The organism is Herbidospora sakaeratensis, from assembly GCF_001570525.1.
GTDB classification, from domain to species: domain Bacteria; phylum Actinomycetota; class Actinomycetes; order Streptosporangiales; family Streptosporangiaceae; genus Herbidospora; species Herbidospora sakaeratensis.
Window position 1 is genome coordinate 105337 of sequence record NZ_BBXC01000011.1, and the last position, 17441, is coordinate 122777.

Here is a 17441-nt window from a genome sequence, read left to right on the forward strand (position 1 = left end):
AGAACGGCAACCGTTATTAGTGACCGTGCCCGTGGCCGTGACCCGCGCCGGCGGCGGCGGGGGCCTCCTCCTCGGGCTTGTCGACGACGAGCGCCTCGGTGGTCAGCAGCATGCCGGCGATGGACGCGGCGTTCTGCACGGCCGACCGGGTGACCTTGACCGGGTCGATGACGCCCTGGGCGACCAGGTCGCCGTACTCGCCGGTGGCGGCGTTGAGGCCGTGGCCCACGGGGAGCTCGGTGACCTTGGAGGTCACGACGTAGCCCTCGAGGCCGGCGTTCTCGGCGATCCAGCGAGCCGGCTCGACCAGCGCCTTGCGGACGACGGCGACACCGGTCGCCTCGTCGCCCGACAGGCCGAGGTTGTCGAGCTCGGCGGCCACGTGGACCAGCGCCGAGCCGCCGCCGGAGACGATGCCCTCTTCGATCGCGGCGCGGGTGGCCGAGATCGCGTCCTCCAGGCGGTGCTTCTTCTCCTTCAGCTCGACCTCGGTGGCCGCGCCGACCTTGAGCACGCACACGCCGCCCGACAGCTTCGCGAGGCGCTCCTGGAGCTTCTCGCGGTCCCAGTCGGAGTCGGACTGCTCGATGGCGAGCTTGATCTCCTTGACGCGGTCGGCGATGGCCGAGCCCTCACCGGCGCCGTCGACGATCGTCGTGGCGTCCTTGGTGATGACGACGCGGCGGGCCGTGCCGAGCACCTCGAGGCCGACGTGCTCCAGCTTGAGGCCGATCTCCTCGGAGACGACCTGCGCGCCGGTCAGGATCGCGATGTCCTGCAGCATGGCCTTGCGGCGGTCGCCGAAGCCGGGGGCCTTGACGGCGACCGAGGTGAAGGTGCCGCGGATCTTGTTGGTGACCAGGACGGCCAGGGCTTCGCCCTCGACGTCTTCGGCGATCACGAACAGGGCCTTCTTCGTCTGGGCGACCTTCTCCAGCAGCGGGAGGAAGTCGGCCAGGGAGGCGATCTTGCCCTGGGTCAGGAGGATGTAGGGGTCGTCGAGGACGGCCTCCATGCGCTCCTGGTCGGTGACCATGTAGGCCGACAGGTAGCCCTTGTCGAACTGGAGGCCCTCGGTGAACTCGAGCTCCAGGCCGAGCGCGTTGCTCTCCTCGACGGTGATGACACCGTCCTTGCCGACCTTGTCGAACGCCTCGGCGATCAGCTCGCCGATCTTGGCGTCCTGCGCGGAGATCGTCGCGACGTGGGCGATCTCCTTCTTGTCCTCGACGTGACGCGCGGAGGACAGCAGCTTCTCGCTGATCGCCTTGGCGGCCAGGTCGATGCCGCGCTTGAGCGACAGCGGCTGGGCGCCGGCGGCCACGTTGCGCAGGCCCTCGCGGACCATGGCCTGAGCCAGCACGGTCGCCGTGGTGGTGCCGTCGCCCGCGACGTCGTTGGTCTTGGTGGCGACTTCCTTGGCGAGCTGGGCGCCCAGGTTCTCGTACGGCTTGTCGAGCTCGACCTCGCGAGCGATGGTCACGCCGTCGTTGGTGATCGTCGGCGCGCCGAACTTCTTGTCGATGACCACGTTGCGGCCACGCGGGCCGAGGGTCACCTTGACCGCGTCGGCGAGGGCGTTCACGCCACGCTCAAGAGCGCGGCGGGCGTCCTCGTCGAACGACAGGGTCTTGGGCATTTACCAGTCCTCTCAGCGTCGAAGACCCCGGGCGCTCGTCGCGCCCGGGGTCTTCTCACGGCTTACTTCTCGATGATGGCGAGCACGTCACGGGCGGAGAGCACGAGGTACTCCTCGCCGCCGTACTTGACCTCGGTGCCGCCGTACTTGCTGTAGAGGACGACGTCGCCCTCACTGACGTCGAGCGGAACCCGCTTGCTGCCGGACTCGTCCCAGTTGCCGGGGCCCACCGCGAGGACCTTGCCCTCCTGGGGCTTCTCCTTCGCGGTGTCCGGGATGACCAGGCCGGAGGCGGTGGTCTGCTCGGCCTCAAGCGGCTGGACCACGATGCGGTCGCCGAGCGGCTTAACGGGAACCTTGGTGGCGGTCGTCACGATCGGACCTCCCCTTCAGATTGCGATGAATGAGCTGAAGAGGCGACCAGCGGCCTGCCGTCGCGGGTGTCAGACCTATCTGCGTCGCATTGGCACTCTCACTAGGCGAGTGCCAACACGACACAGTATGCACCTTCCCCGGGCACGTCAACACGATCGAGTGTTGACACCCGGCGGCCGGAGTCGTTCATTGATCACGCCCTCGCTTGTGCCACCAATCGAAGGGATGGGCAATGCGCAGATGGTCGACGGCCCTCATGGGCCTCCTGCTCACGGCGGGTCTCCTGACCGCACCCGCCGCCGCGGAGTCGAACGGCGGCGTGCGGATCATGCCGCTGGGCGACAGCATCACCGACGGGTTCAACGTGCCCGGAGGCTACCGGATCAACCTATGGCAGCGACTGGTCCAGGCAGGCCACACGGCCGACTTCGTCGGCTCGGGGTTCAACGGCCCGGCGAGCCTGGGCGACCACGACCACGAAGGCCACTCGGGCTGGCGGATCGACCAGATCGACGCCCAGATCGTGGGCTGGCTGCAGGCGTACACCCCCCGCACGATCCTGCTGCACATCGGCACCAACGACATGGGCCAGCAGTTCCAGGTCTCCACGGCGCCCGCGCGGTTGTCGGCCCTGATCGACAAGATCCGGGCCACCGCGCCCCAGGTCGAGCTGTTCGTCGCACGGATCACGCCGTCCGCCGATCCCGCCTTCAACGCCCGGATCCAGACCTTCAACGCCGCGATCCCCGGGATCGTGGCCCAGAAGGGCTCGATGACCCACCTCGTCGACATGAACACCGGGTTCACCACCGCCGACCTGGCCGACGGCCTCCACCCCAACCAGACCGGCTACGACAAGATGGCCGCCCGCTGGATGACCGCCCTCCAGTCGGTCCCGGGCAGCCTCACCCCCGCCGCGGTCAACCTGGTGAACACCGCGTCGAACCGCTGCCTCGACGTCAGCGGCGTCTCCCAGGCCCAGGGCGCCCAGATCCACGTGTGGGACTGCCACACGCAGGCCAACCAGCGCTGGACCCGCACGGCGGCCGGTGAATACCGCGTCTACAACGGCACCCGCTGCCTCGACGTGAACGGCAACGGCACCGCCAACGGCACCAAGATCCAGATCTGGGCCTGCAACGGCACCGCCGCCCAGCGCTTCACCCACAACGCCAACGGCTCGATCACGGGCACGGGCTCCGGCAAGTGCCTCCACGCCACCGGCACCGCCAACGGCGCCCTGGTGGAGCTGCGCGACTGCAACGGCTCCACGGCCCAGCGCTGGACCACGCGGTAGCCGACCAGTGAGCGGCGGGCGCTAGCGTCTCGGTGTGGATCCGGAGAGCTTCGCCCGCCTGCTCACGCCCGACGGCCAGACGGCTCTCGACGAGGCGTGCGCGGTGCTGGCCTCGGGCGCGACCCAGATCGCGGCGGTGACCACGCTGCGCAGGCGCTTCGACGCCGACCTGGCCGCCGCCGCGCTCACCCAGGCGGGCCTGCGCCGCAGGGCGGCGGCGAAGTTCGGCCCCGACGCCGACGTGATGTATTTCACCCCGAACGGCCTCGAACAGGCCACCCGCCCCGAGGTGGCCGCACACCGCGCGAAGCGGCTGGCCGGGTTGTCGGTCGCCGACGCCTGCTGCGGCATCGGCGGCGACCTGATCGCCCAGGCCCGCGCCGGCTGCGAGGTCGACGCGGTCGACCTCGACCCCCTGACGGTCGCCGTGGCGACGGCGAACGCCCGGGCTCTGGGTGTACGGGCGACCGTCCGCCTGGCCGACGCGACCACCCTCGACCCGTCGGCCTACGACGCGCTGTTCGCCGACCCCGCCCGCCGGACCACCAAGGGCCGCGTCTTCGACCCCGCCGCCTACTCGCCGAACTGGGACGTGATCCTCGAACTCGTCGCGAAGGCGCGCCGGGCCTGCCTCAAGGTCGCCCCCGGCATCCCCTACGAGTACATCCCGCCCGGCATGGAGGCCGAGTGGGTCTCGTTCCGGGGCGAGGTGAAGGAGGCGGTCCTCTGGTCGGGCGCCGAGGGGCGCAGGGCGACGCTGCTGCCGTCCGGCGAGACCATGACGGCGCGCGGCGTCGAAGCCGACGTCGCCCCCATCGGCCACTACCTCTACGAGCCCGACGGCGCGGCGGTCCGCGCCCACGTGGTCGGCGAGGTCGCCGAGATCGTCGGCGGCCGCCTGATCGACCCCCAGATCGCCTACCTGACCGCCGACTCCCCCGTGGCCACCCCGTGGGCGGCGGGCTACCTGGTCGAGGAGGTCATGCCCTTCTCCCTGAAGAGGCTCAGGTCCGCTCTGCGGGAGCGGAACGTGGGCGTCGTCACGATCAAGAAAAGAGGATCGGCGGTCGACGTCGAGAGGCTCCGTCACGATCTGCGACTGTCGGGAGAGGGATCCATGGTGGTGCTGCTGACCCGTCTCGGCACCCGTCCGGTGGCCGTGCTGGCCACGGAAATGGGCAGGTAAAGCCGCCAGTTCGGGCAATCCATCGGGAACCCCGATGTTTCCCTGTCCCCGGGAAAGTGGCCGCGCCGAGGGTTATCGTTCGGTGACATTACGTGTTCACGTCTTCCTCTTGATCCGGAGCTCCTCGGTGGAAAACCACACCCTCCTTCAAGCGGGCGGTCAGGCCGCAGTGTCCGACCGGATGCGCGAGCTGCTGGCCCGCGCGGCCCAGGACCATGTCTACGAGCAGCGCACCCAAGGGGCGGTGCTCGACGAGATCCGCCAGCGCATGGAGGGCATGGAATGGCTGCTCCGCGAGGTCCGCGAGCGCGAGCTCGGGGGCATCAGCGCGACCATGGAGGCGGTCGGCGGCCGTCTCGACGACCTGACGGGCCGCCCGCCCGCCTGGGCGGAAAGCCTCGCCCAGCACATCGAGATGGTCCGTGACCACGTCGACGTCGTCGGCGAGAAGGTCACCCCCATCGGCGAACTCCCCAGCCTGTGGGCCGACGTCGGCACCATGGGCGAGAACGTCGACGAGTCCCTCACCCGGCTGGCCTCGATCACCGACCGCCTCACCCAGATGCACACGAACATGGAGGCGGCCGCCGCCCGCTTCAGCCGCATCGACAAGGCCGTCACCGACCTCACCGAGCGCCTCGACCGGCTGGAGCTCGACTTCACCGAGTCCCTCACCACGGGCCTCGACACGGTGGTCACCCGGCTGACCGCGACCCTCGACCAGATCGCCACCCGCATCTCCGGCGTCGAGGGCCAGCAGTCGGCCAGCAACGCCCGCCTGAGCGCCATCAGCGAGGCCCAGTCGGGCGCCAAGGCCCAGGTCCACGCCCTGGAGGGCCAGGTCGCCGGCGTGACCGCCCGCCTCGACCGCATCGACGCCCGCATCGAGACGGCCGACGAGTGCCTGGCCGACATCGACACCCGCGTCACGGGCGTCGAGGCCAAGCTCACCGAGAACGGCGAGAAGCTCGACGGCACCGACCGCGCCGTCAGCGCCCTCGACGAGCGCCTGGGCGCCTGCGTGGGCGACTCGGAGAGCCGCCTGGCCTCCAAGGTCGAGGCCCTGGAAGAGCAGCTCGGCGAGCGGTTCGACGGCGTCGACGACCGCGTCGAGTCGATCAACCAGCGGCTCGGCCAGCTCCCTGCGACCCTGGAGATCGGCGAACTGCACCGCCTCGTCGGCGAGATCGGCCCCCTGGTCGAGACCCGCCCCGACCGCGACGCGGTCCGCGAGGCCCTGTCGACCACGGTGGAGCCCGCCCACACCGACCTGACCCGGAGGCTGGGGGCGCTGGAGGAAACGATGCTGGCGCTGGCTGAGGCCCTCCTGCGGCCCACCAGGGGCTCCAAGGACTGAACCTCCGCACACGCAGAAGGGCCGGGCCGCGAAGATGGCCCGGCCCTTCTTACATCCGAGTATCCCGACGGCAGAAGATCGGGCACTTCGTGCCCGAAATTTCGGCTTATCGCCTCAGGTTCAGACGCTCACGGTCGTGATCGGCATCGACGAGTCGGCCGGGATGTCGAGCAGCGAGGGCGTCGCCCCGGCCGCCACCAGGTTGGACCCCAGCGCCGCGACCATCGCCCCGTTGTCGGTGCACAGACCCGGCCGGGGCACCCGCAGCCGGACCCCGGCCGCGTCGCACCGCTCCTGCGCCAGCGCCCGCAACCGCGAGTTGGCCGCCACGCCGCCGCCGATCAGCAGGTCTTCCACGCCATGGGCGCGGCACGCCTGGAGCGCCTTGCGGGTCAGCACGTCGACCACGGCCTCCTGGAACGAGGCCGACACGTCGGGCACCGACACGGAGTCGCCCTGCTTCTCCACGTAGCGGGCCACGGCGGTCTTCAGGCCGGAGAACGAGAAGTCGAGCGTTCCGTCGTCGACCTTGCCGCGCGGGAACGGGATCGCGTCGCCGCGCCCCTCGCGGGCGGCCCGGTCGATGTGGGGGCCGCCCGGGAACGGCAGGCCCAGCACCCGGGCGACCTTGTCGAACGCCTCGCCGGCGGCGTCGTCGACGGTCGACCCGAGCGAGATCACCTCGCGGGTCACGTCGGGCACCAGCAGCAGCGACGAGTGGCCGCCGGAGACCAGCAGGGCCATGCACGGCTCGGGCAGCGGCCCGTGTTCGAGCTGGTCGACGGCCACGTGGGCGGCGAGATGGTTGACCCCGTAGAGGGGCACACCGAGGCCGACCGAGTAGGCCTTGGCGGCGGCGACGCCGACCAGCAGCGCGCCGGCCAGGCCGGGGCCCGCCGTCACGGCGATGGCGTCGATGTCGGAGAACTTCAGCCCGGCCTTGGCCAGGGCGCTGTCGACCGTGGGGGCCATCGCGTCGAGGTGGGCGCGGGAGGCCACCTCGGGCACGACCCCGCCGAAGCGGGCGTGTTCGTCCATGCTGGAGGCGATCGTGTCGGCCAGCAGGGTGTGGCCCCGCACGATGCCGACGCCCGTCTCATCGCAGGACGTCTCGATCCCCAGGACGATCGGCTCGTCAGCCATCGAGTTTCCTCACCATCGTGATCGCGTCGGTTCCGTCGTCGTAGTAGCCCCGCCGGAGGCCGAGCTGGTGGAAGCCGAACCGTTCGTACATGGCCTGGGCGGGCGCGTTGTCGGCGCGGACCTCGAGGAAGACCGCCGAGGCCCCCCGGCGGCCGGCCTCGTCGAGCAGGGCGTTGAGCATCAGGGCGCCGACCCCGGCCCGCCGGTGCTCGGCCAGGACGGCGATGGTCTGCACGTCGCCCTGGTCGCCCGCCACGGCCAGGCCGGCGTAACCGACGATCAGGCCGTCGCGCTCGGCCACGATGTAGTGGCGGGTGCGGGGCTGGTCGGCGAGCTCGCCGAGCATCATGCGCTCGCTCCACGCGTCGGAGGGGAAGGTGGCGCGTTCGAGCGCCATGACGGCCGGCAGGTCGTCGACGCCCATGCCGCGCAGCGTCACCACGCTCACGCCGTCACCCTCTTGGGCGCCCCCGGGATCTGCGCGTCGGGCCGTCGCAGGTAGATCGGCACGGGCGGGCCGAGGATCGCCCGGTTCTGGGCGGCCTCGACCGAGTCGATGCGCCCCTCGGGCAGCTTGGCCGCCGCGGCGGCCTCCTCGGGCGACAACCGCCCCAGCTCGACGGCGGCCAGCGCGGCCAGCGCCCCGGCCGACGGGTGTTCGGGACCGGTCACGCCGTCGAGGTAGAGCCGGGCGCCCACGACCGTGCCGTGCGCGGGCACGTCGGCGGGCTTGTCGACCCGGGGACCGTCGAGACGGGTGACTCCGTCGGCGTAGGTCGCCCAGAAGAGCTCCTTGCGCCGCGCGTCGGTGATCACCGTGAACGGGCCGGGCACGCCGGCGGCGTAGGCGATGGCGTCGAGGGTGCAGATGCCGTAGGCGGGCACCCCGAGCGTCGTCGACAACGCCCGCGCCGTGATCAGGCCGACCCGCAGCCCGGTGTAGGGCCCGGGGCCCGCTCCGGCGACGACGGCGGTGACGTCGTGGACGGTCACGCCCGCCTCACGCAGGACGGTCTCGATCGCCGGCGCGAGCAATTCCCCGTGGCGCCGGGCGTCGATGGTGGTGGATTCCGCCAGCACGCGTGTTCCGTCGTGCACCGCGGCGGTCACGGCAGGGGTCGCCGTGTCGAAGGCCAGGACCAGCACAAAAAGCAAGCCTAGCCCTACAGGGCGTGTGCTCAGGCGCGGGAAGCGTACACGATGACGTTGTCCTTGTACTCGTGGGCGTCCCAGTCGAACTGGCCCCCGCAGGTGATCAGGCGCAGGCCCTCGCCCAGGTAGACCTTCTCGGCGGGGAACGACTCCTTGGGGATCTGCTCGATCGCGTCGACCTTGTAGGCGACGGTCTTCCCGTCTGACCTGACGACCTTGACGGCCGCGCCCTTCTTCAGCTCCCTAAGCCGGTAGAAGACGGCGGGCGCGGTCTTGGTGTCGACGTGGCCGATGATCACGGCCGCGCCCTTGTCGCCGGGGACGGAGCTGCCCTCGTACCACCCGGCGATCTTCGGCTTCTCGTACGGCGGCAGCTCGACCTCCCCGTTCCCGGTGAGGCCGAGCTTGATCAGCGGCGCCTTCATCTGCAGCACGGGGATGTCGATGCGTTCGGGCACGGCGCTGCTGCGCGCGCCCTCGACCTCGGCCGTGTCGGGCTTGGTCATCGCGAACAGGACGAACCCCGAGACGATCGCCGCGACGACCATCCGGGTGGAGACGGCCAAGGCGTCAGCCCCGGGCGCGCCTGCGGGCGACCGCGATGCCGAGGCCGGCCGCGGCCAGCAGCCCGACGGCGAACGGCGTGACCGGGATGCCCGACTCGTCGGAGGGACCGCCGGCGGCCGTGCCGCCGCCGCCCGCGCCGGGCGCCTTGGTCGGGAAGCGGGTCTCGTCGGCGGTGGTGCCGCTGCGGAGCACCTGCAGGCGGGCGTTGCCGATGTCGTTGGTGGCCGAGCAGCGCACCTCGACGCGGTAGCCGCCGGCCTTCGCGCCGGCCCTGAGCACGGCCACGCCGGTCAGCCGGGGCGCGGGGGCCGGGGACGGCGGAGGCGTCTCGGCCGCGGGGGCCAGCAGGCTCACGATGCCGGTGAACGCGTCGGAGTGGGCGCTGGCCTGGTAGCTGGTGCCCGGCTGCGCGGGCGGGCAGTAGGCGGTGATCCGGATGTTCCGGGACTGCCCACCCTGGATCTCGTCGGGGTTGAGCGTGACCCGCACCTCCTGACGGGGCGGGATGCTCGCGGTGACCGTCGGCACCGGCGGCGTCACTGTGATGGACGCCTCCGGGACGATGCCCGCCTCCGCCGAGCAGCCGGCGACTCCGAGCAGCACCACCCCGGCCAACGCGGCCTTCGATAACGCGTTCATCGGCCCCACCCCTCCCACCGCCGACCATTACCCAGAAAATCTAGGCCAATCCATTAGTAAAGATCTTCATTTTCTAACGAATCGGCGGCGGTGTGGAAGGCTCCAAGCGGGACCGTACTAGATCGATCCTGCGGGAATTTGGGACCAACGACTTCCAACACCCCGAAGCAGGACATACCTACTCTCGTCGGTGTCGTCCCGGTCAATCACGATCTCGAGCCGTTCGTCCGACAGACCCTCGACGAGGCCCTCGCCCCACTCGACCACGGTGACCGAGTCGGCGAGCGAGGCGTCGAGGTCGAGGTCGTCGACCTCCAGCGTGCCGCCCAGGCGGTAGGCGTCGGCGTGGACGAGGGCCGGGCCCCCGGACAACGACGGATGCACCCGGGCGATCACGAAGGTCGGGGAGGTGATCGGGCCGCGTACCTTCAGGCCCTCGCCTATCCCCTGGGTGAGAGTCGTCTTCCCGGCTCCCAGCGGGCCGGTCAGCACGACCAGATCGCCCGCCCGCAGCAGCCCGGCGATCTTCACGCCGAGTGCGCGCATGTCCTCGGCCGTGGCCGCAGGCTCCTTCACCTGTCCCCCTGTTCCGCCCGTTCGATCAGGTCGATCAGGGCATCGTTCACGATTCCCGGACACTCGAGCTGCACCAGGTGGGAACTGTCGGTCACCATGGTCAGCGTCGCCGTCGGCACGGCCGCCGCGATCGCCCTGCTGTGCTCGGGCGGGGTCAGCCAGTCGCGGTCGCCGACGATGATCGACGTGGGCACCTTGTTCAGCACGTCGAGCGCCTTCAGCTTGTCATGAGACATGAGCGCCGGGTAGAAACCGGCGATCACGTCGGCGGGCGTGGCCCGGATCATCGACTCGGCGAAGTCGACCAGGGTCGGGCTGACCCGGCCGGAGTCGCCGAACCCGAGGTGGCGCAGCAGCAGGAACGAGATGTCGTTCCCGGCCTGCCGCCCCCGGTCGACCAGCGCCGCCTTCTTCTTCATCACGGCGACGGCGGTGGGCGTGGCCTTGTGGACCAGTTTCGCCACCAGGGCGGGCATGCCGAGGCTGAGCTCGGCCAGCTTGCCCGCGGAGGTCGAGATGAGCGCGACCCCCTTGATCTTGTCGCCGAACAACTCGGGCCGCCGGTCGGCCAGCGCCATGATCGTCATGCCGCCCATCGAGTGGCCGACCAGCACGCACGGCCCCGGCACCAGGTCGTCGATCACCTGGGCGAGGTCTTCGCCCAGCCGGTCGATCGACTGGTCGACGTCGAGGGCCCGCTCGGACCGGCCGTGGCAGCGCTGGTCCCAGACGACCACGCGGTACTTCTCGCGCAGCAGCCGCCACTGGTAGTGCCAGGAGTCGGAGGTCAGGCAGTAGCCGTGGCAGAGCACGATGGTCAGGGGGGCGTCGGGCGGGCCGTCGACCTCGGCGGCGAGGGTGAGGTTGTCGGAGGTGACGACCTGGGCGGTGGTGCCGTGGAGTTCGCCGAAGGGTTCGCTGGCCTCCAGGTCGGGCCGCAACCGGATGCGGCCCACGGCGTAGCGCTTGGCCAGGGCGGCCACCGCCACCCCCGCGGAGGCCGCGCCGACCACGATCCCCGCGATGCCGGCTGTGCGCCGTACTGTCATTCCCGATCTCCTTGCCGCACGTGCACACGTGGCACCCGGGTGCCGATCCTGGTCACGATCTCATGAGTGATCGTGCCGAGGGAATCAGCCCATTCCTGACATGTGGGTTCATTTCTATCGCCTGGGCCGAAAAGGACAACTTCGTCCCCTTCGGTGACGGGGTGGTCGCCCAGGTCGAGGCTGAACTGATCCATGCAGACGCGTCCGGCGATGGTGAAACGTTGGTCGTTGACGAGGACTTCGGCACGGTTGGTGGCGTTTCGCATGATTCCGTCCGCGTACCCGAGCGGAACCAGGCCAAGCGTCGTGTCCCTGTCGGTGATGTAGAGGTGGCCGTAGGAGACGCCCGTGCCCTTCGGGACCCTCTTGACGAGGGCGAGACGGGCGGTGAGCGTCATGGCGGGCCGCAGGCCGAAGTCGCCCAGCTCGGGGATCGGGCTCAGCCCGTAGAGGGCGATGCCGGGCCTGACCAGGTCGTAGCGGGCCCGCGGCAGCGTGACGATGGCCGCCGAGTTGGCGATGTGGCGCCGCACGCCGGGCAGGCTCTCGGCCGCCTCGTCGAAGGCGGCCAGTTGTTTGTCGATGGACGGGTGGCCGGGGATGTCGGCGCAGGCGAAGTGCGACCAGACCCCGTCGACCACGATCACGCCCTCGGCCTGGGCCTTCAGCGCGGCGTCGACCAGGTCGGGCCACGCCTCGGCGGTCGCCCCGCCCCGGGAGATGCCGGTGTCGACCTTGAGGTGGACGTTCACCGTTCGCCCGGTACGCCGCGCGGCGGCCGCGATCTCGTCGATCAGCCACGGCGCCCCGGCCGAGAGGTCGACGCCCTTGGCCACGGCCTCGTCGAGCGGCTCCCCCGGCGGGATCAGCCAGGCCAGCACCGGCGCGGTGATGCCCGCGTCTCTGAGCGCGACGGCCTCGCGCACAGTGGCGACCCCCAGCCCGGACGCCCCGCCCTCAAGGGCCGCCTTCGCGCACGGCACCAGGCCGTGGCCGTAGGCGTCGGCCTTGACGGCCGCCATCATCTCGGCCCCGCCGGCGGCCTCTTTGAGGAGGGCGGCGTTGTGGCGGATGGCCGACAGATCGACCCTGGCCTCGGCAGGAGTGACGAAGCTGCTGCTCATGCCTCCATATTTGCAGCCGTCCGGAGGTGCCGGATCACATCCGGCAACGAGATGGCCACATCGAGTGCGGCGATAGGCGCGCCCTCGGCGGCCTTCCGGGCGGCCAGGCCGTGCAGGAAAGCCGCCACGCTTCCGGCGTCGTAGGGGGGCAGACCGGCGGCCAGCAGCGTCCCGGAGATGCCCGAGAGCACGTCGCCGGTGCCCGCCGTGGCCAGCCAGGAGGTGCCGGTCGTGTTCACCCTGACCGGGCGGCCCTGTTCGGCCACCACCGTGGACGACCCCTTGAGCAGCACCGTCACCCGGAGCTCCTCGACCGCCCTGCGGACGTGCTCGATCCGCCGGGCCTCGACGTCGGCGGGGTCGACGCCCAGGAGTCTGCCCAGCTCACCGGCGTGCGGGGTGATCAGTGTGGGGGCCTGGCGGTGCAGCAGCTTGGGGTCCTTCGAGACGATGGTGAGCGCGTCGGCGTCCACGATCACCGGCAGGTCGGTGCCGAGCACCTCGGCGGCGATCCGCCGGGCGCGCTCGTCGGTGCCCATGCCGGGGCCGAGCACCCACGCCTGCACCCGCCCGACCTCCTCGACGGGGTTCTCCTCCAGCAGGGTCGTGACGGCCTCGGGCCACCGGGCCCTGACCTGGTGGACGGCGTCGCCCGGCCCGGCGAACCGGACCATGCCCGCCCCCGACCTGACGGCCCCGCCCACGGCCAGCACGGCCGCCCCCGCGAACCGGTCGCTCCCGGCCAGCACCCCGACGACGCCCCGGCGGTACTTGTCCGACTCGATCCCCGGCACCGGCAACATCGCCGCGACGTCGGCGGCGGTCAGGGCGGTGAGCTCCGGCTCGGGCAGGTGGCCGGTCAGGCCGATGTCGACCAGCTCGACGATGCCGGCCCGCTCGGCCCCCGGGTCGACGAGCAAACCGGCCTTCCGGGCCCCGAACGTGACGGTGACCTGGGCCTTCACGGCCTCTCCCGCGACCTCGCCGGTGCCGGAGTCGACCCCGCTCGGTACGTCGACCGCCACCACCAGGGCCCCCGATTCGGCGGCGATCCGGGCGAGCGTGGCGTAGGGCTCCCGCAGGCCGCCCTTGCCGCCGATGCCGAGCAGCCCGTCGAGGATCAGGTCGGGCCCGCCGATCTCGCCGGCCTCGATCACCCGGCCGCCGGCCCTCCTGAGCGCGGCGAGCCCGCCCTCGTGGGCACTGCTGCCCGCGAGCACCGCCTCGACCCGGGCCCCCCGGGCGGCCAGCCGCGCCCCGGCGTAGAGGGTGTCGCCGCCGTTGTCCCCGCCCCCGACGAGCAGGACGACCCGGGAGCCGTAGACGCCCGGCAGCAGGCGTGCGCAGACGGCGGCCAGCCCGGCGGCCGCCCGTTGCATGAGCTCGCCGTCGGGCACCAGGGCCATCAGCGTGTGCTCGGCCTGCCTGACCTGATCACTGGTGAAAGCGGTCCACATGGTGACGACGCTATCCCGAGGCCTAGGTGATCAGCCTTCGGCGATCACGTAGGCGACCGCGAAGCCGCCGTCGTGGCTCAGGGACAGGTGCCAGCGGCGGACCCCGAGATCGGCCGCGATCTCCTCGGCCCGGCCGCTGACCGTCAGCATCGGGCGGCCGTGGTCGCCGACGACGACCTCGGCCTCGCGGTGGGCCAGGCCCGGCGGGCCGCCCAGCGACTTGGCCACGGCCTCCTTGGCGGCGAAGCGGGCCGCCAGGGAGGCCACCGGGACCTCGCGGCCCGCGTCGGCGAAGGTCTCGCCGCAGAGTTCGTCTCCGGCGTGGCCGGTGCACATGGCGCCGGACGGGCCGGAGACCAGCCCGGTGGAGACCGAGCGGCCCTGGAGTTCGACCTCGGTGAAGAGGCGTTCGCGCAGGGCGGGCCGGCGTTCCAGCGTGGCCGCGAAGCGCGCGACGTCCACCAGATCGACCCCGATACCGACGATCACTCGTCCCCCGTGAGTGAGAGCACCCGCAGCCGTTGACCGGCCCACACCACCGATCCTGCCACGACGATGATCATGGCCGGGACGGCGAAGCTCAGCGCCACCTCCGACTTCAGGAAGGCCGAGGTCGTCACCTGGTCGGCGATCGACTGGGCCCACTGCTGGATGGAGAAACGCCGGGCTCCGGGCACATACCCGCCGATGAGCCCTTCCCACACCAGCGCGTAGATCACGCCGATGGTGACGGCGTGCCGGGAGACGACGCCGAGCAGCAGGAACACGGCGGCGTAGGCGATGCCGGCGAACAGGGCGCCCAGCGCGAACCCGCTGGCGATGCCCGATTCGGTGCCGATCAGGATGTAGGCCGCCACGTAGGTCGGGATCACCGAGAAGGCCACCATCAGCGAGGCCGCGACGACGAACTTGGTGAACGCGATCACCGGGCGGGAGATCGGCTTGGACATCAGGTGCATGATCGTGCCGTCCTCGATCTCCGGCGCGATCACCCCGGTCCCGGCGATGAGCCCCAGCAGGGGCAGCACGGTGCCGATCGCGAAGATCTTCATGAGATCCACGGCGACGCTCTCGTCGCCGCCGCCGATGAAGCGGAACAGCAGGGCGAACCCGATCAGCGCGATGGGCAGCAGGGCCAGCAGCCAGACCCGCTTGCGGCCCAGCATGGCGCGGTAGGTGATGGACGCGACGACGGTGTTCATGATCGGCCGCTCAGGTAGGAGAAGACGCTTTCCAGGTCTTCGTCGGTCGGGGACACCTGCCACAGGCGCACGCCCAGGTCGCGCGCGAGCCTCGGGAGCTGGTGGGTGAAGCGCCGGAAGTCGACGGTGCGGACCTCCAGGCCCTGCGGCGTGAACGACACCCCGCCCGACGCCGTGTCGGCGATCAGCGCGGCCGCCAGCCGCCGGTCGTCGGAGGAGCGCACCCGGAACAGGTGGGGCCGGTCGGTCATCCGCCGCCGGATCTCCCGGTAGTCGCCGGAGGCGGCGTGCCGCCCGGCGACCATGACCTCGATCTGCTGGGCGACCCGTTCGACCTCTTCGAGGATGTGGGAGCTGAACACGATGGTCTTGCCGGCCGCGCCGAGGTCGCGGACCAGGTCCATCAGGTGGAGCCGCTGGCGCGGGTCCATGCCGTTGAACGGCTCGTCGAGCAGCAGCACCGAGGGTTCGTGGACGAGCGCCCCGGCCACCTTGATGCGCTGCCGCATGCCCTTGGAGTAGGTCTCGATCCGCCGGTCCTTCGCGGCGGCCATGTCGACCTGGGCGATGGCCCGTTCGGCGGCGTCGTCGCCGAGGCCGTGGAGGCGGGCGGCCGACTGCACGAACTGCCACCCGGTGAGGAAGCCGTAGACGCCCTCCTTCTCGGGCACCAGGCCGATCGTGCGGTAGACGTCGTGATTCTTCCAGATCGGCTTGGCGTCGAGGGTCGCCGTGCCGCCGGAGGGCTGCAGGAAGCCCGCCATCAGGTGGAGCAGGGTCGACTTCCCGGCGCCGTTGGGGCCGAGCAGGCCGGTCACGCCGGGACCGATCGTCATCGTCACGTCGTTGACGGCGACGACGTTGCCGTACCAGCGGCTGACCTGCCGGATCTCGATCACGCTCATGCGGCCAGCGCCTTCCGGTAACGGGCGTAGAGGGCGGCCAGCGCCAGGAGCACCACCGCGACGACGACCAGCGCCGGGCCGGCCCCGCCCGGGACGGGCTCGCCGCTGGTCGACGGGGTCCCGAACAGATTGACCTGTACGGCGTTGACCAGGAAGAACGGATTGAGCATGAAGCCCCAGCCGGCGGCCTCGGTGTGACCCTCGCTCGTGAACACCCCGAAGAGCACCGTGGAGGCGGCCAGCGTGAACATGTAGAACGCGATCACCGACGCCACCCCCAGTCCCCGGCGCGGCGTGAACGACGCCAGCGTCAGCCCGATCGAGGCCAGCAGCACCGCGTTGATCAGCGAACCGGCGAGCCCGGCCAGGTATTCGTGGGTGTGCAGCGGCATCGGCAGGTCGATCAGCATCTCGCCGACGAACTGCAGGGTGAGCGGCACGACCATCAGGATCAGCAGCGCCGCGATCATCGCCGCGAGCTTGGCCCCGATGTAGTCGATGATCGTGACGGGCCGCGACAGGTAGAGCGGGATCACCCGGTGGCGCAGGTCGGGCGCCACGAGCACGGGCGCCTGCGCGGCCAGGAAGATCGCGATGACCGCCTGCATGAAGACCGCGTAGTCGGTGTAACTCAACGGCGCCTGCTTCAGCAGCGCCATGATCGCGATCGACACCACGGCCGGCAACATCATGGCCCCGAACAGCAGGAACGGCATGATCTTCGACTTGAACGTGCGGCCGAGCCCGAAGGTGCCGCGCAGGCTGTAGACCCACAGCGCGACGGCCGCGCCGCCCCGCCCGAGCCGGGGCCCGTCGTAGTGGCGGTAACCGATGTCGTGGATGACGCCGGTGGGCTGGCTCATCGGAACACATCCTCAATGCGGGCGTGGCGCTGCTCCAGGCGGACCAGGTTGAGGTCGAGGTCGACGACCGCGTCTCTGAGCAGGTCGTAGGTCTCGTCGGCGCGCACCTGCACCGTCAGGGCGCGGCCCTCGACGGCGACGGTCTCGCCCGTCTCGGTCAGCCGGGCGGCCAGCTTCTCCAGCCCCTCCTCGACCTCCACCGAGATCACCTGGGACGCCTGGGTGAGCTCGCCGATCGCCGAGGAGCGCAGCAGCCGCCCGGCGTCGATGACGATCACGTGGTCGCAGATGCGTTCGAGCTCGCCCAACAGGTGGGAGCAGACCAGGACGCTGATGCCGAACTCGGTGCCGATCCGGTGGACCAGCCGCAACATCTCGTCGCGGCCCTGCGGGTCGAGGCCGTTGGTCGGCTCGTCGAGGAAGATCACCTTGGGGTCGTGGACGAGCGCCTGGGCCAGCTTGACCCGCTGCTTCATGCCGGTCGAGTAGCCCCCGATCGGCCGGTAGCGCTCCTCCTGGAGGCCGACGTGGCGCAGCGTGTCGGCGGCCCGTTCACGGGCGGTGGTGCGCGGCAGGCCGGACATCCGGGCCATGTGGACGACGAACTCGGTGGCGGACTGGTCGGGCGGCAGGCAGTCGTGCTCCGGCATGTAGCCGACGGAGCGCCTGATCTCCTGCCCCTGCGTGGCCGGGTCGAGGCCGAGCACCCGGGCCGAGCCCTCGCTCGCCGGGACCAGCCCGAGAAGGATCTTGATCAGTGTGGACTTGCCCGCGCCGTTGGCGCCCACCAGCCCGGTCACCCCGGCGCCGACGGAGACGGTGAGCCCGTCGAGCGCGGTGACCCGGGGATATCGCTTGGTGAGCGCCTCGGTGGCGAGGATGGTCATGATCGGGACAGTACTCCTTCACC

The 17441-nt window shown here is 71.1% G+C and carries 19 protein-coding genes; 3 read left to right on the forward strand and 16 right to left on the reverse strand.

Annotation, left to right across the window (positions count from 1 at the left end; all coding sequences use genetic code 11):
- Positions 1 to 16 precede the first annotated feature (16 nt).
- Positions 17 to 1639, reverse strand: a complete 1623-nt coding sequence (gene groL, locus AW271_RS16430; protein WP_062337714.1) for a chaperonin GroEL — start codon at positions 1637 to 1639, stop codon at positions 17 to 19.
- Between the two features lie 62 nt (positions 1640 to 1701).
- The gene (gene groES, locus AW271_RS16435) at positions 1702 to 2013 is read right to left on the reverse strand and encodes a co-chaperone GroES (RefSeq protein WP_062337716.1); all 312 of its coding nucleotides are present in this window, start codon (positions 2011 to 2013) and stop codon (positions 1702 to 1704) included.
- 233 nt (positions 2014 to 2246) lie between these two features.
- Here groES and AW271_RS16440 point away from each other — a divergent pair, with 233 nt between their 5' ends.
- The 3 genes from AW271_RS16440 to AW271_RS16450 all read left to right on the forward strand — a co-directional run bounded on the left by AW271_RS16440 (position 2247) and on the right by AW271_RS16450 (position 5854).
- Positions 2247 to 3311, forward strand: coding sequence for a ricin-type beta-trefoil lectin domain protein (locus AW271_RS16440; RefSeq protein ID WP_062337718.1), 1065 nt, complete (start codon positions 2247 to 2249; stop codon positions 3309 to 3311).
- Between the two features lie 34 nt (positions 3312 to 3345).
- The gene (locus AW271_RS16445; RefSeq protein WP_062337719.1) at positions 3346 to 4497 is read left to right on the forward strand and encodes a class I SAM-dependent methyltransferase; all 1152 of its coding nucleotides are present in this window, start codon (positions 3346 to 3348) and stop codon (positions 4495 to 4497) included.
- A gap of 181 nt (positions 4498 to 4678) precedes the next feature.
- On the forward strand, positions 4679 to 5854 hold the full coding sequence (locus AW271_RS16450; RefSeq protein WP_157554253.1) for a coiled-coil domain-containing protein: 1176 nt from the start codon (positions 4679 to 4681) through the stop codon (positions 5852 to 5854).
- A gap of 120 nt (positions 5855 to 5974) precedes the next feature.
- On the opposite strand, the gene tsaD is transcribed toward AW271_RS16450, so the two are convergent.
- The 14 genes from tsaD to AW271_RS16520 form a co-directional block, all read right to left on the reverse strand.
- On the reverse strand, positions 5975 to 6997 hold the full coding sequence (tsaD, locus tag AW271_RS16455; RefSeq protein WP_062337723.1) for a tRNA (adenosine(37)-N6)-threonylcarbamoyltransferase complex transferase subunit TsaD: 1023 nt from the start codon (positions 6995 to 6997) through the stop codon (positions 5975 to 5977).
- Entirely contained in the window at positions 6990 to 7421 is a 432-nt protein-coding gene (gene rimI / locus AW271_RS16460) for a ribosomal protein S18-alanine N-acetyltransferase (RefSeq protein WP_083976827.1), read from the reverse strand. The genes tsaD and rimI overlap by 8 nt, the downstream gene beginning before the upstream one ends.
- A gap of 20 nt (positions 7422 to 7441) precedes the next feature.
- Positions 7442 to 8143: a tRNA (adenosine(37)-N6)-threonylcarbamoyltransferase complex dimerization subunit type 1 TsaB gene (gene tsaB / locus AW271_RS16465; RefSeq protein WP_062337727.1), complete on the reverse strand. Its 702-nt coding sequence runs from the start codon at positions 8141 to 8143 to the stop codon at positions 7442 to 7444.
- Positions 8144 to 8175: 32 nt separating this feature from the next.
- Entirely contained in the window at positions 8176 to 8715 is a 540-nt protein-coding gene (locus AW271_RS16470) for a class F sortase (RefSeq protein WP_062337730.1), read from the reverse strand.
- A 4-nt stretch (positions 8716 to 8719) separates the two neighbouring features.
- Positions 8720 to 9355: a hypothetical protein gene (locus tag AW271_RS16475; RefSeq protein ID WP_062337732.1), complete on the reverse strand. Its 636-nt coding sequence runs from the start codon at positions 9353 to 9355 to the stop codon at positions 8720 to 8722.
- A 117-nt stretch (positions 9356 to 9472) separates the two neighbouring features.
- Positions 9473 to 9901 carry a tRNA (adenosine(37)-N6)-threonylcarbamoyltransferase complex ATPase subunit type 1 TsaE gene (gene tsaE, locus AW271_RS16480; protein ID WP_083976831.1) on the reverse strand — a complete coding sequence of 143 codons (429 nt, stop codon included), beginning with the start codon at positions 9899 to 9901 and terminating at the stop codon, positions 9473 to 9475.
- A 26-nt stretch (positions 9902 to 9927) separates the two neighbouring features.
- Entirely contained in the window at positions 9928 to 10980 is a 1053-nt protein-coding gene (locus AW271_RS16485) for an alpha/beta fold hydrolase (RefSeq protein WP_062337736.1), read from the reverse strand.
- Entirely contained in the window at positions 10977 to 12104 is a 1128-nt protein-coding gene (gene alr / locus AW271_RS16490) for an alanine racemase (protein ID WP_062337738.1), read from the reverse strand. The genes AW271_RS16485 and alr overlap by 4 nt, the downstream gene beginning before the upstream one ends.
- Positions 12101 to 13561, reverse strand: coding sequence for a bifunctional ADP-dependent NAD(P)H-hydrate dehydratase/NAD(P)H-hydrate epimerase (locus AW271_RS16495; protein ID WP_062337740.1), 1461 nt, complete (start codon positions 13559 to 13561; stop codon positions 12101 to 12103). The genes alr and AW271_RS16495 overlap by 4 nt, the downstream gene beginning before the upstream one ends.
- A gap of 30 nt (positions 13562 to 13591) precedes the next feature.
- Entirely contained in the window at positions 13592 to 14050 is a 459-nt protein-coding gene (locus tag AW271_RS16500) for a holo-ACP synthase (RefSeq protein ID WP_062337741.1), read from the reverse strand.
- On the reverse strand, positions 14047 to 14763 hold the full coding sequence (locus AW271_RS16505) for an ABC transporter permease subunit (RefSeq protein WP_062337742.1): 717 nt from the start codon (positions 14761 to 14763) through the stop codon (positions 14047 to 14049). The genes AW271_RS16500 and AW271_RS16505 overlap by 4 nt, the downstream gene beginning before the upstream one ends.
- Positions 14760 to 15668 carry an ABC transporter ATP-binding protein gene (locus tag AW271_RS16510; protein ID WP_062337743.1) on the reverse strand — a complete coding sequence of 303 codons (909 nt, stop codon included), beginning with the start codon at positions 15666 to 15668 and terminating at the stop codon, positions 14760 to 14762. Before AW271_RS16510 ends, AW271_RS16505 begins: the two co-directional genes overlap by 4 nt.
- Positions 15665 to 16531, reverse strand: coding sequence for an ABC transporter permease (locus AW271_RS16515; RefSeq protein ID WP_062337744.1), 867 nt, complete (start codon positions 16529 to 16531; stop codon positions 15665 to 15667). Before AW271_RS16515 ends, AW271_RS16510 begins: the two co-directional genes overlap by 4 nt.
- Positions 16528 to 17418, reverse strand: coding sequence for an ABC transporter ATP-binding protein (locus tag AW271_RS16520; RefSeq protein ID WP_062337745.1), 891 nt, complete (start codon positions 17416 to 17418; stop codon positions 16528 to 16530). Before AW271_RS16520 ends, AW271_RS16515 begins: the two co-directional genes overlap by 4 nt.
- Between the last annotated feature and the right edge of the window lie 23 nt (positions 17419 to 17441).

Bases quoted from the DNA above. Each gene is read 5' to 3' on its own strand.
- AW271_RS16520 (WP_062337745.1), bottom strand. From the start codon at position 17,418: ATGACCATCCTCGCCACCGAGGCGCTCACCAAGCGATATCCCCGGGTC.
- AW271_RS16450 (WP_157554253.1), top strand. From the start codon at position 4,679: ATGCGCGAGCTGCTGGCCCGCGCGGCCCAGGACCATGTCTACGAGCAG.
- alr (WP_062337738.1), bottom strand. From the start codon at position 12,104: ATGAGCAGCAGCTTCGTCACTCCTGCCGAGGCCAGGGTCGATCTGTCG.
- rimI (WP_083976827.1), bottom strand. From the start codon at position 7,421: ATGGGCGTCGACGACCTGCCGGCCGTCATGGCGCTCGAACGCGCCACC.
- AW271_RS16510 (WP_062337743.1), bottom strand. From the start codon at position 15,668: ATGAGCGTGATCGAGATCCGGCAGGTCAGCCGCTGGTACGGCAACGTC.
- AW271_RS16485 (WP_062337736.1), bottom strand. From the start codon at position 10,980: ATGACAGTACGGCGCACAGCCGGCATCGCGGGGATCGTGGTCGGCGCG.
- tsaD (WP_062337723.1), bottom strand. From the start codon at position 6,997: ATGGCTGACGAGCCGATCGTCCTGGGGATCGAGACGTCCTGCGATGAG.
- AW271_RS16505 (WP_062337742.1), bottom strand. From the start codon at position 14,763: ATGAACACCGTCGTCGCGTCCATCACCTACCGCGCCATGCTGGGCCGC.
- groL (WP_062337714.1), bottom strand. From the start codon at position 1,639: ATGCCCAAGACCCTGTCGTTCGACGAGGACGCCCGCCGCGCTCTTGAG.
- AW271_RS16475 (WP_062337732.1), bottom strand. From the start codon at position 9,355: ATGAACGCGTTATCGAAGGCCGCGTTGGCCGGGGTGGTGCTGCTCGGA.
- AW271_RS16440 (WP_062337718.1), top strand. From the start codon at position 2,247: ATGCGCAGATGGTCGACGGCCCTCATGGGCCTCCTGCTCACGGCGGGT.
- AW271_RS16495 (WP_062337740.1), bottom strand. From the start codon at position 13,561: ATGTGGACCGCTTTCACCAGTGATCAGGTCAGGCAGGCCGAGCACACG.
- AW271_RS16515 (WP_062337744.1), bottom strand. From the start codon at position 16,531: ATGAGCCAGCCCACCGGCGTCATCCACGACATCGGTTACCGCCACTAC.
- tsaE (WP_083976831.1), bottom strand. From the start codon at position 9,901: ATGCGCGCACTCGGCGTGAAGATCGCCGGGCTGCTGCGGGCGGGCGAT.